This is a genomic window from Clostridium sp. FP1 (genome assembly GCF_011065975.2).
Classification (GTDB): domain Bacteria; phylum Bacillota; class Clostridia; order Clostridiales; family Clostridiaceae; genus Clostridium_AD; species Clostridium_AD tagluense.
Genome location: NZ_JAAMNJ020000001.1, coordinates 4,302,153 through 4,317,986, shown reverse-complemented (window position 1 = coordinate 4,317,986; position 15,834 = coordinate 4,302,153). Strand labels below are relative to the sequence as shown.

Sequence of the window (15,834 nt, the reverse complement as noted above, 5' to 3'; positions counted from 1 at the left end):
AAGTTTTCTCTTGTGTAGAAGTAGGAGACCTTCCTTCTGAAATGTAGTTAAAGATGCCACTTGCCAGGTGGGTGGCACTCGATATTTAGTCTTCTCGCATTTCTAAATAAGAACTACCATCAAGAGGGATTAAGGCTTGAAGGCCTGGTCGACCATTAAGTAGGCCTATAGCATAAACGGTGTAAAAACGCTGGGATTTTAGTTTTATATTAGGAACGTATAAAACTGTGGTTTGGGTACCGGTAGGTCTAGCTTCTAAAGTATAGGTTCCAGCAGGAACTTCTATATAGTCAGTAAATCCTTTGTAACTAATATTCTTAAATAGAATTTTACCATTAGGTAATACAATATCAACAGGTCCAGTATTAGGTGATAAATGAGCGAACTTAATATATACATTATCTGATGGATTCATAATTTTAGTTTCAGGAACGGAGAGTAAATCCATGTTAGGTAACATTCCAATGGCAGCAATAGTGTAAATTTTTTCAGGTGGAATAAAAAGTGTTTTATTAAGTACGGGAGAGGCAATAGTTCCAGCTGGATAGATTTTTACATTGTAATTACCAGTTACAACATCTATATAATCTGTAAAATCACCATAGGCGAGGCTTTTAAATTTTAACATATCATTAATATACACATCAACAACTGGGGATTTAGGTGAAGCATGAAGAATTCTTAAATATGAAGTCATAGGGCGAGCGCTAGTAATAGGGCTTACCCTATATAGAGAATAAGGATTATAAACATTTTTTGGACAATAGAACATAAAAGGCTCCCTTCAAATATTTCTACTATATTAATATATGAAGAAAAATTCTAAAGGGTTACTAAAATTTATTGTAATAAATCATGTTTGTTTGTAATAGATATGTAAAGGACTATAAACATACTAAATTTTATGGTGGAGATAAGAACAACTATATTATAGTAATAAACCTTATATAAGTGTAAAACATAAAAACATATGAACTAGAGGAAATTTTAATGAGTAAGTGAAAATTAAAGCAATTAAAAATCAAGTAAAAAAAATTCTAAAAGTTGCAACTAAAATATAGTCATAAACGTTATATAAGTGTAAAACATGAAAACATATGAACTATAGGTAATTTTATTAGATAAGTGAAAATTAAACCAATTAAAATCAAGTAAAAAAAAATTCTAAAAGTTGCAACTAAAATATAGCCATAAACGTTATATAAGTATAAAATATGAAAACATATGAACTAGAGGAAATTTTAATAACTAAGTAAAAATTAAACCAAGTAAAGAAAAGTAAAAAAAATTTCTAAAAGGTGCAACTAAAATATGACCATAAACGTTATATAAGTGTAAGTTATGAAAATAAGTGTACCATGTGAAAATTAAAGAAATTGAGTTAAATTTTAATAAAAAAGTTGAAATTAAACAAAAAGAGTTATATAATAGGTACAGTATGAATTTTGTGTAATTGGATTAATGTTATCACAAATATTTATGTCATTTCATAATATGGTAAAACACCATACATTCTAAAGGGATCACAAACACATTGAAGTCTTTAATTACTAAGTTACTTTAAACTGATTTTTATGTTTTATAGTAATAAAAAGAGCTCCCTAGGGGGTGTAGTTAAAGGAGAAAATATTGTATTCTTTTAAAAAGATTACAATTATAATTAAGTTTTTATTTTTTTAAAAATAAAAAGTATATATTAATGGGAGGGACAAACTATATGAAACAAATCAAAAAATCACTAAGCATATTCATGGCAGCAATATTCGTAATGGCCGGAATTTTAGGTAATGTTACAGCAAACGCTGCACAGGCAGTTACAACAAAGGTACTTGTTCCAGCGATAAATTATGTTGGAGTAGAACATTCACCACTAATAGTAGGAGATACTGAAAAATTCACAGTAACTTCAAACTTTACAGGAAAAGTTCAATACAGAGCATTTATGTCCGATGGTAAAACATGGACAGAATTAACAAAGGGATATGGCGCATCAGTAGATGCTAAAACACCATATGTTTTACCAGAAACAGCAGCATTCAAATTAGGAAAATATAAAGTTTCAGTTTGGGTAAAAAGAGACGCAGAAACAGGAATTAAATCTAACAGCAATGGTAACTTTGATAGTTATTATGTTGCAGAATTAAATTGTGTTGCTAAAGATGATGCTAATAGAGTATACGCTAATGGAAAAGCTGATTACACTGTTAATGGAATGAAATTAACTTTCAACAAAATAGAAGGAATTAGTGGAATCCCAGGACCATACAAATATGCAATGCACGTAATGGATCCAACAACTGGAGTATGGACAAAGAGAGTAACTACTTACCAAGAATCTCCATCATATACATTCACAAAACCAGGAACTTATATGGTTGTTGTACATGCAAATACAGAAAAATCAACAACTTGGGCAAAATACTTAGCACAAGATAAAACAGATGCTAATCAAGGTTCAACATATGGAACATATGAAGCTTGGAAAACAATAATGGTAACTGTTAAATCAGAAGAAACAGTAAAAGTATTTGATACTACTGTTGCAGCAGCTCAATTTGGATCATTAGTAAATGTAACTATGACAGCAGAAGGTACTAAAAACTTTCCTACAGCTACTCAATACCAAATACTTAATGGTACAAGTGCTTTATCAGCTGTAGTTAACTTGGGAACAGCTACAACAGTTATGTCTATCCCAGTTAAAGTTGCAGGAGACAAAGTTAATGTTAAATTAACAAATGCAACTGGAACAGAAGTTAAAACTATAGAAGTTGCTTTAGGACAATCAGGAACAATTACAATAGCACCAGTAGCACCAGTAGATCCAACTACAGCAGATGTTAAAGCAACAGTAAAAGCTGCTACATTTGGAGCATTAGTAACTGTTACATCAACTCTAAAAGACGCAGTTAAATACCAAGTATTTAATGGTACAGCAGCTGTATCAGCTATAGTTGACTTAGGAACAGCTACAACAGTTATGTCTATGCCAGCTAAAGTTGCAGGAGACAAAGTTAATGTTAAATTAATAAATGCAGCTGGAACAGTAATTGCAACAAACGAAGTAGCTTTAGTAGCTGCTAACTAGTAACTTTTAAAAGGACTTTAACCCTTAATTAATATTTAATTAAGGGTAGTTAATAAATAAAGTATCAAAATAAAACCAAATTAAATGGAGGTATAAATATATGAACAAGAAAATTACAAGCTCAGCTCTTGCTGCTTTAATGATAGCAGGATCAACATCTTTCTCAGCTTTCGCAGCAATGTCTAATGGTACTGTAGTAATAGGAAACAAAGCGTTTGACTTAGCTTATGCTAATGATGCAAAAAATCTTACTGAAATCACTAATGCATTGGTTGCAGGTGGAGCAGTTTATGTTAAAAACTTCGAAGGAAACTGGATTAACAATACAACTGGAACAACAGTAGCAGCAAGTGTTATACCAGCAGTAACTTATAAAAATGCTACTGGAGTAGTAACTAATTATCCAGCAGCAGATAAAGATGCAGCGGGAGTAACAGTAACTAATAATGGTGCAAAAAGTTTCAAAGCAACATTTAGTGCTGAAGTAACAGATACAACAAAGGTTGTATTTACAGTTAAACAAGGACTATCAGAAGTTAAAACTTTAACAGTTATTTGGAATACTGCTAAAACAGAAGCTACATTAACTAATACATCAAACTTACCAATAGGAGAGTATACAGTTAACGTAATGAATGATAAAACTGATCTTGGAACTACAAAATTAACTGTAGTAGAACAAAAAATTGCTAAGATTAATATAACTTCAACTAAATTAGGAATTAACAATGCAATTAGAAAAAATAGCAATGATTTTGGAGTTGGATTTGTAACTTATCAAGTATTAGATCAATTTGGAAATGATATTACACAGTCTTCTATTTCTAACAGTTTAACTTTCCAATGCGGTTTAGGTACTGTAGAAGGAAAAAATGGTGTAATTAAATTAACACCAAATATGAATATTTTACAATTTACTTCAGTAACAATAAGTGCTTTTGATTCAGGTACTGGAACAAATACAAGTGCTACATTACCAGTATCTACAGAATCTGGTACATTAAGTGACATAAAGCTTACAGCTTTAACAAATGTTGATAACAAAGTGTTAACTGCAGAAGATACTTCAACTGTATTCTATGCTGCTTATACTGCAACTGATATTAGTGGTAATCCTACAACAGATTATGATCTTGTAAAAAATGGTTTAATATTAAATGATAATGACGAGTTAACTGCGTCAAGCTCATATTTAACTACCAAAATTGTACATGATCCAAAAGATTCAAAGAAAGCAGCAATTCAAGTTCAAGTTAAAAATGCAACAGATGTTATTCAACAAGATATGCCCAATGTACAAATTGTAGCTATGACTTATACAGGAAAAAATTCACAATTGATTGTAACATTAAAGAAAGCGGCAATAATAGATTCAATCCAATTAATGTCACCTTCTTATAATATAGCCGTTGGTGAAAACAAAGCAATTCCGTTTGTAGCAATGGATCAAAATGGAAAAATATTAACAAAATACGTAGATATAGTTAAAGATGGTGTTTCAGTTTCAGGAGCATATTGGGATAAAGATGCAGATGGACTTGCTATATTAAGATGTGGAGATAAAGATGGTAAAGGTTATTCAAGTGATGGCCAAAGAATTATAACAGCATCAACAAGAACAGGTAAGAATAGTAGCATAAATATAAATATTCAGAAAAAAGTTATGGCTGATACATTATCTTTAGATACTAAAGCTTTCAAAACTATTATGCAAGTAGGTCAAGATTCTGGTAAAGCAGAGCAACTATTAGACTTTGGATGGGATTGCGGCGGATTATCTGTTAAAGATCAGTATGACAGAGAAGTTGATATGACTACAGGTACTATGGCTAATAAAGACGAAGGTAGATACTATGTTGTCGCAGAGTCAAGTAATTCAAATGTAGTTGCAGTTACTAACAAAGACGGAGACGAAAATGTTATAACTAATAACAAGTTAAGTACAGGAAAAGGTTATATAGCACTTACAGCAGATAAAGCAGGAACAGCAACTATTACATTTAAATTATATAACACTGATCCTACAAAGGCTGATGGCACTAACAGAGATCCTCTTGTGGCTGTTGATACTCAATCACAAACATTCTCAGTATTAGCTAATGATGATATTAAAGATTATGTAATATCTGAAAAACCTAATGCAATATATGCTGACGTTGATCATGTTACTAAGGTTGTAACTCCTAGACAAGTAGATTATAAAGCTGGTGTAAAAGTTTATGGTACAACATCAAGCGGAGCAGAAGTAATATTATCAGGTAGGCCAATAGTTTCAGCAACCGTTGATAGTAAAGACTTTAAAATAATTAGAGGACCTGAAATTGGTGGACCTGCAGCTGCACCATATAATGGATCTTGCCCTTATGACAAAGTAAGAGTAGTTGCATTTGACTTTGCAGATGCTGCAAAGACAGGATCAAGCACTAAGCTACAAGTAAGTCTTATAGGTGCTGATAAAAAACTATATTCAAAAACTACAACAATTAAGTCTTCAACAATAGACCCAGAAGCTAAGTCAATATATGCTTCTGTAGCTACTGAAGTACTTGGTATTTCTGAAGATGATGATATTATAACTCTTACTCAATCTGCTGGTAATTCTTATGCAGATATGTTAGGAAACTCTTTAGCACAATACGATGCAGCTGGAAATGCTGGTACTACACAAAATGTTTATATTGCAGCAGATGATCAATATGATACAGATAGTATGGCATTGGCTACGTTTAGAGTAATTGAAAATGAAACTACTCTTGCAACTGGATCAACATTCAAACTTGCTAACGATGGTACTATTACATCTATGAATGTTAAGCCTGGTGATTTTGTTACAGTTTCTGCTGCTACTCCTAATGGAAAAATGAAGACAATTAAGCTTGTTTTCGCTGGTACATCATCAGTAGATATGGAAGCTGCAAGAGTAATAGCAGCAACAGCAGCAGTAGGTAAAGCTGAAGCTAGCAAATTAGCAATTGATAAAAAAGCAGCACAAACATTAGTAACTGGATTAGAAGTTTCAACAATTAAAACAGATTTGCAAACTAGATTAACTGCAATAGTTACATTAGAAGACACAGCAGCAGCTAAATTAGCAGAAGCAACAGCAGCAGTAGTTAAAGCTGAGACTAGTAAATTAGCAGCTGATAAAACAGCAGCACAAACATTAGTAACTGCATTACCAACTGGAACAGATAAAACAGCTTTACAAGACAGATTAACTGCAATAGTTATAGTAGAAACAGCAGAACAGAAAGCAACTATAGCAGAATATGCTGTAAGCTTAGCTCTTATTAATAACCAAGTATTAGGTGGTACAGTAGTAGGAGATAAAATCAATGTAACTGATGCTTCTGCAACAACTGGTTCAGGAGTATTCGACAAACTTAAGACTATTAGAGTAAGTAGTGTTAAATTGGGTAATACAGAAATTGCTATTGTTAATGCATCACCAGCAGTAGGAACTACACAAGCAGTACTAGACAACTATGAAGCAGTAAAAGCACAAGTATTGAAATACTTTGGTAGTAACTTAATAGAAGGTACAAAAGTAGTTCTTACTGTAACAGGTTCAAATGGTACACCTATAACTGTATCATATACTTTAGTAAATGCTTTAAAATAATTTAAAGTTAATAGTATGAACAAATAATAATTATGAAATAAGAGAAGGACATTTGTGGATTTGTCCTTCTCTTATTAATAAATACAGAAAGTAACATTTCAAAACAATCACATCAGTTAGAATTTATTAAGTCAGAACATATCACTGACTACTCCATAAAACATTTTGTGGGAAATATATAGTTATCAACTAACTAAATATATAGTATAAGTCATCATATCTTTTGGTATGGTGGCTTTTATTTTCAACTAAGGTTAATAAAAGTGGTTAAATTAAATCAAAAAAATGGAGGTAAAAATATATGAACAAGAAAATTACAAGTTCACTTCTTGCAGCTGTAATGATATCAGCAGCAACAACTTTCACAGCGTATGCAGCAATGCCTAATGGCAGCGTTGTAATAGGTAATAAAGCTTTTGGCTTAGCTTATGCAAACGAACCTGCGAATATTACAGAAATCACTAATGAAATAGTTGCAGGTGGAGAAATTTATGTAAAAAATTTTGAAGGAAATTGGATTAATAATAAAACTGGATTAGCAGTAGTTACAAGTGCTATACCATCTGTAGTTTATAAGAGTGCCACTGAAAAAAATAAATTTGATGCTGCAGATAAAGACGCATTTGTTACAACGCCAGTAGACATTACTGCTAAAATTGCAACAGCAACTGTGGCAGTAGTTAAAGCTGAAGTTAGCAGACTACAAGCAGATATAGATGCTGCAAGTGCTTTAGTTAATGCTCTATCATCTGACGTTTCAACAAATACAATAAGAGCAGATTTAGTAACACGTTTAAAACTTGTTAAAGTGCTAGATGTAACTGGTCCAGCTCTTAATTCAGTATCCTTAGTTATTGGACAATCAGTTTCAGCTACTAAAGATGCCAGTGGTGATTTTAAAGTGTCCCTAGCTGGTAAAAAAGATACTGATATGCTTACTGCCATAACCTTAAATGCTAGTGAAAAAGCTACTATAAAAATTTTCGCTATGGGAAGCTCTAAAACTTTTACAACGGATGATTCAGGTAAAGTTACTATTATTGTAGCTGATATACTGGGGTCATTCGCGCCTAAAGGAGATGGTATGTCTGTAAGAACTTTAAAAAGTTATCTTGCTCTAGTGAATGATGCAGTCAGATTAAATGTAACACTTAAAGACGGTGCAGGAAACGAAACAACAACAATAATTACTATTACTGCTTACTAACTCGCCTATGGGAGAAATTAAAAAAATATCGAAATGAGAGAATTATCAGAAATGATGGTTCTCTTTTTCTTTTGATTGTAAAACTTCAGTGAAATTCACTACAAAAAAATCAATGCATTTCAATTTATAGAATATTGATATTTAGGATTATTATGGTATAATGGTAAGGAAATTAATAGTAAATAAAGGGTATATAGTTAAAAGGGGGAAAAATGAATAAATATTGCAAAAAAGATGAAGCATATCACTTAATTCCGTTAATGCTTATGATTTTTATAGTTCCAATCATTGTAAGGTTGAAAATTATTCCATTATCAGGGGCCCGATTTGAATTTTGGACTGGAGCAAAACAGGTTAGTGACTTTTTCTCTTATTATAAGATGGTTTGGATTCTTGGTTGCAGCCTATTTTCAATAATTATGCTTATGATAAAAGGTTATCAAGAACAATTTAAGATTTTAAAAAAATCGTATTACTTTATACCTATTGCAGTATATAGTCTTGTTGTTATTTTATCCACTCTATTTTCGGAGTATAAGGATATATCTATTTGGGGATTTGTAGATAGATATGAAGGCATGTTTGTCCTATTAGCTTATATGATAATTTTGGTAGTTACTATGATATTAGTAGATAGCGAGTATCATGTGAAATTTATACTTACAACTTTAATTTTCTCGGCTATTATTATTGGAACTATAGGTGTATTTCAGTATATAGGCCTAGATGTATTTAAAACTAATTTTGGTAAAAGTTTTATGCTTCCAAGTGAGTTTATGAGCCAAGCAGATAAAGTTGAATTCAAGTTTGGAAAGAATGTAATATATTCAACTTTGTATCATTATAATTATGTAGGAAGTTATATGGCAATGTTATTTCCATTAACACTTACTATTTTTATACTAATAAAAAATAAAAAAGCAAAAATATTTATGGGGATAGGCACTACACTTATGGCTATAAATTGGATTGCATGTAATTCTCGTGCAGGACTTATTGGTGGAGGAATAGCTCTAATAGTATTACTAATAATGATGCGTAAGTATGTAAAAGAAAAAAAGAGAAATTTTGGGATAGCAGTTATAGCTCTTATAGTTGTATTTGTAGCCCTTAATCTTATATCAAATGGAGCCCTTAGTTCAAGAATAAAAACATTATCTAGTGAATTAAAAACAGCGTTTATATCAGATAAGAAAACTGAAGACTTTAGAAATCTTATACCATTAAAAGATGTAAAGACAAAGGGGAATACTGCCTTTATTAATATAGATAATAGGATTTTAAACATTGAAATTAGGGAAGCTGATATGCTTTTCACTGATGAGAGTAAAAAAAATATTACTATAGAAAATAAGAGTGACACTGGGAAAATAATATTAAAGGATGAAAGATATAAAAATTATGATATTACATTAGCTAATATGAATGGGAAAAATATTTTATATATTAATAAAGGAAATATAAAGCTATATTTTGAATTGAAATCCAAATACATTGGAATTGTTGATTATAAAGGAAAAAGCATAGATATAGATAACATCAAAAGTTTTGGTTTTAAAGGTAAGGAACTTCTAGCTTCTTCAAGAGGATATATATGGTCAAGATCTTTACCCTTAGTTAAAGATAAATTATTACTTGGCCATGGACCAGATACTTTTGCGGCATACTTTCCACAGCAGGATATTAAAGGAAAGATGTATGCATATAATGGTGATATGTGGCAATTAGTGGACAAGCCGCATAATTTATACCTACAAACAGCGATTAACACAGGGGTGCTATCCTTAATAGCTATGTTAGCCTTATTTATAATGTACATTGTAAAAAGTTTTAAAATTTACTATAATAGCGATTTTAAAGATTTTAATTCTATTGCTGGACTTGGAATTTTTGTAGCAGTAGTGGGATATTTAGGAGCTGCTATATTTAACGACAGCGTAGTATCAGTAGCACCAGTATTTTGGATACTGCTAGGAATGGGAATAAGTATTAATAAAATTTTGACACATAAAACTATTTAAAGATGGAAAGTGATAAAAATATGAGAAAAAATAAATTTATCAAGCGAGTTATATTAATTGGTTTAATAATTATATCTAATATTTTAATATTTAAATATTGTAATTTAGAAAGTAAAAATATAACTTTAAGTTACAAATTAATATCAGATAAAGAAGACACATATCAACTGTTTTTTAAAAATAAGGGTTCCTGGTCTGAGAAGCAATCTGAAAAGAAAAATTATATAGATATAAAAAAAGAAAAAACTTTGAAATTTACAATTCCAATGGATGCTTTAGAACTGAGATTTGATTTAGGTAATAAACTTTCAAATATGACTATATCAGATATTGAGTTATCACAATTAGGTAAAAGTATAGAGCTAGATATGGATGGAATGTTAGAGGGTAGTAATCAAGCTCAAATTAAAAAAAGACAAAACACATTACACATAAATACAGTAGGTACAGACCCTTATATAAATTACAAGTTGAATCCTAAGGTAGTGATGAATTTCGCTAAACATATGGAAAGGCTAAATAATATACTCAAGATAGGGATTTGTATAATCTTAGACTTTTTAATACTAATCTTACTAAAAAGGTCTAAAAGTGTATTTACATTAATTCAAGAGTTGAATAATAATAAAGTACTTATATGGAATTTGTCAAAAAATGATTTTAAGACAAAATATGCCGGTTCATATTTAGGTATTACCTGGGCCTTTATTCAGCCGATTGTAACCATACTAATCTATTGGTTTGTGTTTGAATTTGGACTAAAAGCAGGTTCACCTATAAAAGATGTACCCTTTATATTATGGTTTATGACAGGACTGGTTCCCTGGTTTTTCTTTCAGGAAGCATTACTTAATGCTACAAATTGTATGGTGGAATATAGTTATTTAGTTAAAAAAGTAGTATTTAAAATAAGCATACTACCAATAGTTAAAATAATATCAGCTTTATTTGTACATTTAGTGTTTATAGGATTTTTATTTATAGTGGCTGCAATATACGGATTTTATCCATCTCAGTATACAATACAATTAATATATTACTCATTTTGCACTTTTTTTATAGCACTTTCAATATCCTACGCAACCTCAGCAATAGTGATATTTTTTAAGGATCTAGGACAAATAATAAATATATTTTTGCAAATAGGAATGTGGATGACACCAATAATGTGGAGCTATACAATAGTGCCTCAAAGATTTCAATGGATAGTAAAATTAAATCCTATGTACTATATAGTAGAAGGATACAGAGATACCATTATAAATCATGTTTGGTTTTACCAAAGGTATTTCCAAACCCTATATTTTTGGATAATAACACTAGGATTATTTGCTTTTGGAGCAATTATATTTAAAAAATTGAAGCCACATTTTGCAGATGTACTGTAGAAGGAGATGCAAATGCCAGATATAGCAATAAAAGTAGAAAACTTAAGCAAAATATATAAATTATATGCTAAGCCACTGGATAGACTTAAAGAATCCTTAAGCCCATCAAAAAAGAAATATAGCAGAGAGCATTATGCATTAAATAATATATCATTTGAAGTAAAAAAGGGCGAAACAATAGGGATACTAGGTACTAATGGCTCAGGTAAATCCACTTTATTAAAAATAATAACTGGAGTACTTACTCCTTCCATGGGAAATATTAAGGTGAATGGTAAGATATCAGCATTATTGGAGCTTGGAGCAGGATTCAACCCTGAGTATTCAGGATTAGAAAATATATACTTAAATGGAACTATGATGGGATACACTAAAGAGCAGATGGATCAAAGAGTAAATCTAATAATGGAATTTGCCAATATAGGAGAATTTATAGACCAACCAGTAAAGACCTATTCCTCAGGCATGTTTGCAAGATTAGCTTTTGCAGTGGCAATTAATGTGGAACCAGATATTTTAATAGTGGATGAGGCATTAGCTGTTGGAGACATTAGGTTTCAAATAAAATGTATGGATAAAATGAAGAAAATGATGGAAGGGGGAACCACGGTACTATTTGTATCCCATGATATAAATGCTATAAGAAGATTTTGCATGAAAGCTATTTGGTTAAATGACGGTTTTATGAAAGAAATTGGGGAAGTAAATAGAATTGCCGATAAATATTTAGATTTCTTAAAATGTGCTCAGGTTCAAGAGGAAAATTATGATTTAGAAAAAAACAATCAACTTAAGCCTTTTGTCCCAGGAGAAAATATTGCTGAAGTAATAGATTTTAAAATTCTAGATAAATCTAATAATATAGTTAATGAAGTTAAATTGGATGAATATTTAAAAATAGATGTGACCTATGATGTTTATGATGAAAATATAAAAAGTCCAGTTTTAGGAATAGCTATTAAGAGCATAACTGATGATTATGTATGCGGATTAAATACTCTATTAGATAAAATCTCAATTCCCTGGAAATATGGAAGGAATAAGTTTCAATTAGAATATACATATGGAATCAGAGCAATAGGTGGAAAATATTATTTTCATGTAGCATTGTTTGAAGAAACAGCCACAGTGCCAATTCAATATATATCTAATATAAAGGATATAACGGTAATTTCTGATTATATTGGTGAAGGTAGATACATAATGCCACATGTATGGAGGGAAGATTTTTGAGTAAATATAATTTTCAGTTGGATTTAGATAGTGAAAATTCATTATCAATAATAATAAATATGATAAAACCAAAATCTAAAGTATTAGAGTTTGGACCAGCAAATGGAAGAATGACAAAATATTTAAGCGAAAATCTGAATTGCAGCATTGATATTGTTGAAATAGATGAGAGTGCTGGACTAGAAGCCTTGCAGTATAGTAATAAAAGTTTTGTTGGGGAAGTTTTAGGAGATATTGAAAAGTACAAATGGTTAGATGAATTAAAAAATGAACAGTATGATTATATTGTATTTGCAGATGTATTAGAACATTTATATTTTCCCAGTAAGGTTTTAAAACTATGTAATAGAATCCTTAAAAATAGTGGTTCAATAATCATATCTGCTCCCAATATTGCACACAATTCTGTGATAATTGATTTAATTAATGATGAATTTAAATATAATGAAGTAGGATTATTGGATAATACCCATATAAGTTTTTTTTCTTATAAATCCTTAGTAAGAATGATAGAGGAAAGTGGATATAAAACAGTAATAGAAAGAGCTACTCATTGTAGAGTTGGAGAAAATGAAATAGATAATAATTATAACTGCGTAAGTAAAGAATGTGCAAAATCATTAAGGAAAAGGGATAAAGGAAATTTATATCAGTTTGTTTTTGAAGTAAAAAAGAAAGAATATGTAATGATATGTTCTCCTTTGAAACAAGTAAATTTAGATATGAATTATGAATATGAATTCACATGTTATATTAAGGAAAAAACAGATGATAACTATAGTGAAATTAAGAAAATTAGTAAATTTATAAATCCTAGTCATAATATTATAGAATTACAATTTAGTAGATTTAAAGAAATAAGCCAATTAAGACTAGATCCCATTGAAAATAATTGTGTAATTGACATTAAAAATATATATACAACAATTGATGATAAAAAAGTAGATATAAATATATTACATACAACTGGAATTAATTTATATGCTTCTATATATATTTTTTCAACCAATGACCCCCAAATATATTTAGATGTTAAAGGTATGAATATAAAGGTACTATATTATGAACATATTCTTATAGATTATGATTCAGATAATATAAATAAATATGAACAACTATTTAAAAATATAATTGAAGATAGAAATTTAAATATAAAACAAAAAGAAAATACAATATGGGAGAAAGAAAATATAATAAATGACAAGGAAAATATAATAAGGGATAAAGAACATAAAATAAATGAAAAAGAAAATAAAATAATTGAAAAACAAAATATAATTATAGAAAAAGATAAGTTGACACAAGAATTAAATAGCATAATAGAAAACTATAAATTTAATTATATTGAAGCAATTGCACAAAGAGATGAGATAAATATCAAATTATCACATATAGAAACTTCTTATAATATTATAGCAAACTCAACTAGTTGGGAGATAACAAAGCCCCTTAGGGTAGTTTTAGACTTTATAAAAAAAAATTTAAAATCTAATAGATATACACATAAATTTTGCAAAGGACTAAAGTGTTTAAAGCAAAATGGCATCAAATATACTTTTAAAAAAATAAAGCGTAAATCTAAAAGTGCAAAGGGCTATAAAGATTATGCAAGATTAAACATTTTAACAAATGAAAAAAAGGAAATTCAAATCAATACAAAATTCACTAAAAACATTAAATTTAGTATAGTGGTGCCCTTATATAATACTCCTGAGAATTTTTTATGTGAGATGATTAATTCTTGCATTGACCAAACCTATAATAATTGGGAGTTATGTCTTGCGGATGGCAGCGATAAAGATCATGGATATGTTAAAAAAATAGTTCTAGATTATATCAAAAAAGATAAGCGTATAAAATATAAAGTTTTAAAGAAAAATCTTGGCATTTCAGAAAATACAAATGAGAGTATCAAAATGGCTACAGGAGATTATATAGCTCTTTTTGATCATGATGATATATTACATTCATCAGCATTATTTGAATATATGAAGGCTATTTGTGAGAAAAACGCTGATTTTGTCTATTGTGATGAAGATAAATTTGAAACAGATATTAATCTTTGTTTTGATCCTTATTATAAACCAGATTTTGCAATTGATAATTTAAGGGCAAATAATTATATTTGTCATTTTACTGTATTTAAAAGGAGCTTACTTGATGAAGTTGGTTTATTTAGAAAAGAGTTTGATGGTTCACAAGACCATGATATGGTTTTAAGATTAACGCAAAAAGCAAAACATATTGTGCATGTTCCTAAGATATTGTATCACTGGAGAGTTAGTTCGAATTCTGTTGCTTCTGATCCCTATGCAAAACCATATACTATTCAAGCTGGAATTGATGCTGTAAAAGCACATTTGGAAAGATGTAATTTAAAAGCTATAGTAGAAAGTTCTGTAGTACACCCTAATATTTATAGAATAAAATATAACATAATAGGTAACCCCTTAATTTCTATATTAATACCTAATAAAGATCATGTTGTAGATCTTTCAAAATGTATAAACTCTATTTTAGAAAAATCAATTTATAAAAATATAGAGATAATAATAATAGAAAATAATAGTACAAAGCTAGAAACTTTTGAGTATTATAAAACTTTAGAAAAATATCAAAATATTAAAGTTGTTATTTATGAAAGCAAAGGGAAATTCAACTATTCTGCCATTAATAATTTTGGAGTTACTCATGCAAATGGAGAACATTTATTATTCTTAAATAATGATATAGAAATTATAAGCGAAAACTGGTTACAAGAAATGCTAATGTATTCTCAAAGAGAAGATGTAGGGGCAGTAGGTGCAAAACTTTATTATTTTAATGATAGTATTCAACATGCAGGATTAGGTATAGGAATATTAACATTAGCAGGACATTATTTTAGAAATTTTGACAGAAATGCAACTGGTTATATGGGAAATTTATTTTTTGCTAGAAACGTATCCGGGGTAACAGCGGCTTGTCTTATGGTGAAAAAGACTATATTTAATGAGATTGATGGATTTGATGAAACTTTTGAAGTTGCTTTTAACGATGTTGATTTATGTATGAGAATTAGAAAATCTGGATACTTAATTGTATGGACACCTTATGCAGAGGCATATCACTATGAATCAATTTCCAGAGGTAGCGAAGATACACCAGAAAAACAGGCTAGATTTAATGGTGAAGTTGTAAGATTTAAAAATAGATGGAAGCAAGAACTCCAGAGAGGGGATCCCTATTATAATATTAATTTGACACTTGATAGAGAAGATTTTAGTTTAAGGTAA

Annotated in this window: 8 protein-coding genes; 7 read left to right on the top strand and 1 reads right to left on the bottom strand. The window is 29.7% G+C overall.

The window, feature by feature from the left end; translation table 11 throughout:
• Window positions 1–85: 85 nt before the first annotated feature.
• Window positions 86–697: a DUF4397 domain-containing protein gene (locus G9F70_RS20595; RefSeq protein ID WP_224617716.1), complete on the bottom strand. Its 612-nt coding sequence runs from the start codon at window positions 695–697 to the stop codon at window positions 86–88.
• Between the two features lie 1,020 nt (window positions 698–1,717).
• On the opposite strand from G9F70_RS20595, the gene G9F70_RS20590 reads away from it, so the two are divergent.
• From G9F70_RS20590 to G9F70_RS20560, 7 genes are all read left to right on the top strand, one after another.
• On the top strand, window positions 1,718–3,088 hold the full coding sequence (locus G9F70_RS20590; protein WP_164945542.1) for a hypothetical protein: 1,371 nt from the start codon (window positions 1,718–1,720) through the stop codon (window positions 3,086–3,088).
• Window positions 3,089–3,188: 100 nt separating this feature from the next.
• Window positions 3,189–6,710: a hypothetical protein gene (locus G9F70_RS20585; protein WP_164945541.1), complete on the top strand. Its 3,522-nt coding sequence runs from the start codon at window positions 3,189–3,191 to the stop codon at window positions 6,708–6,710.
• A 301-nt stretch (window positions 6,711–7,011) separates the two neighbouring features.
• Window positions 7,012–7,917: a hypothetical protein gene (locus G9F70_RS20580; RefSeq protein WP_164945540.1), complete on the top strand. Its 906-nt coding sequence runs from the start codon at window positions 7,012–7,014 to the stop codon at window positions 7,915–7,917.
• Window positions 7,918–8,129: 212 nt separating this feature from the next.
• A complete protein-coding gene (locus G9F70_RS20575; protein WP_164945539.1) occupies window positions 8,130–9,938 on the top strand; it encodes an O-antigen ligase family protein in 1,809 nt (602 codons plus the stop codon).
• Between the two features lie 20 nt (window positions 9,939–9,958).
• Window positions 9,959–11,326, top strand: a complete 1,368-nt coding sequence (locus G9F70_RS20570; protein ID WP_164945538.1) for an ABC transporter permease — start codon at window positions 9,959–9,961, stop codon at window positions 11,324–11,326.
• 12 nt (window positions 11,327–11,338) lie between these two features.
• Window positions 11,339–12,559 (top strand): ABC transporter ATP-binding protein, encoded by a 1,221-nt coding sequence (locus tag G9F70_RS20565; RefSeq protein ID WP_164945537.1) that lies wholly within the window; start codon window positions 11,339–11,341, stop codon window positions 12,557–12,559.
• Window positions 12,556–15,834 (top strand): glycosyltransferase, encoded by a 3,279-nt coding sequence (locus tag G9F70_RS20560; RefSeq protein ID WP_164945536.1) that lies wholly within the window; start codon window positions 12,556–12,558, stop codon window positions 15,832–15,834. Before G9F70_RS20565 ends, G9F70_RS20560 begins: the two co-directional genes overlap by 4 nt.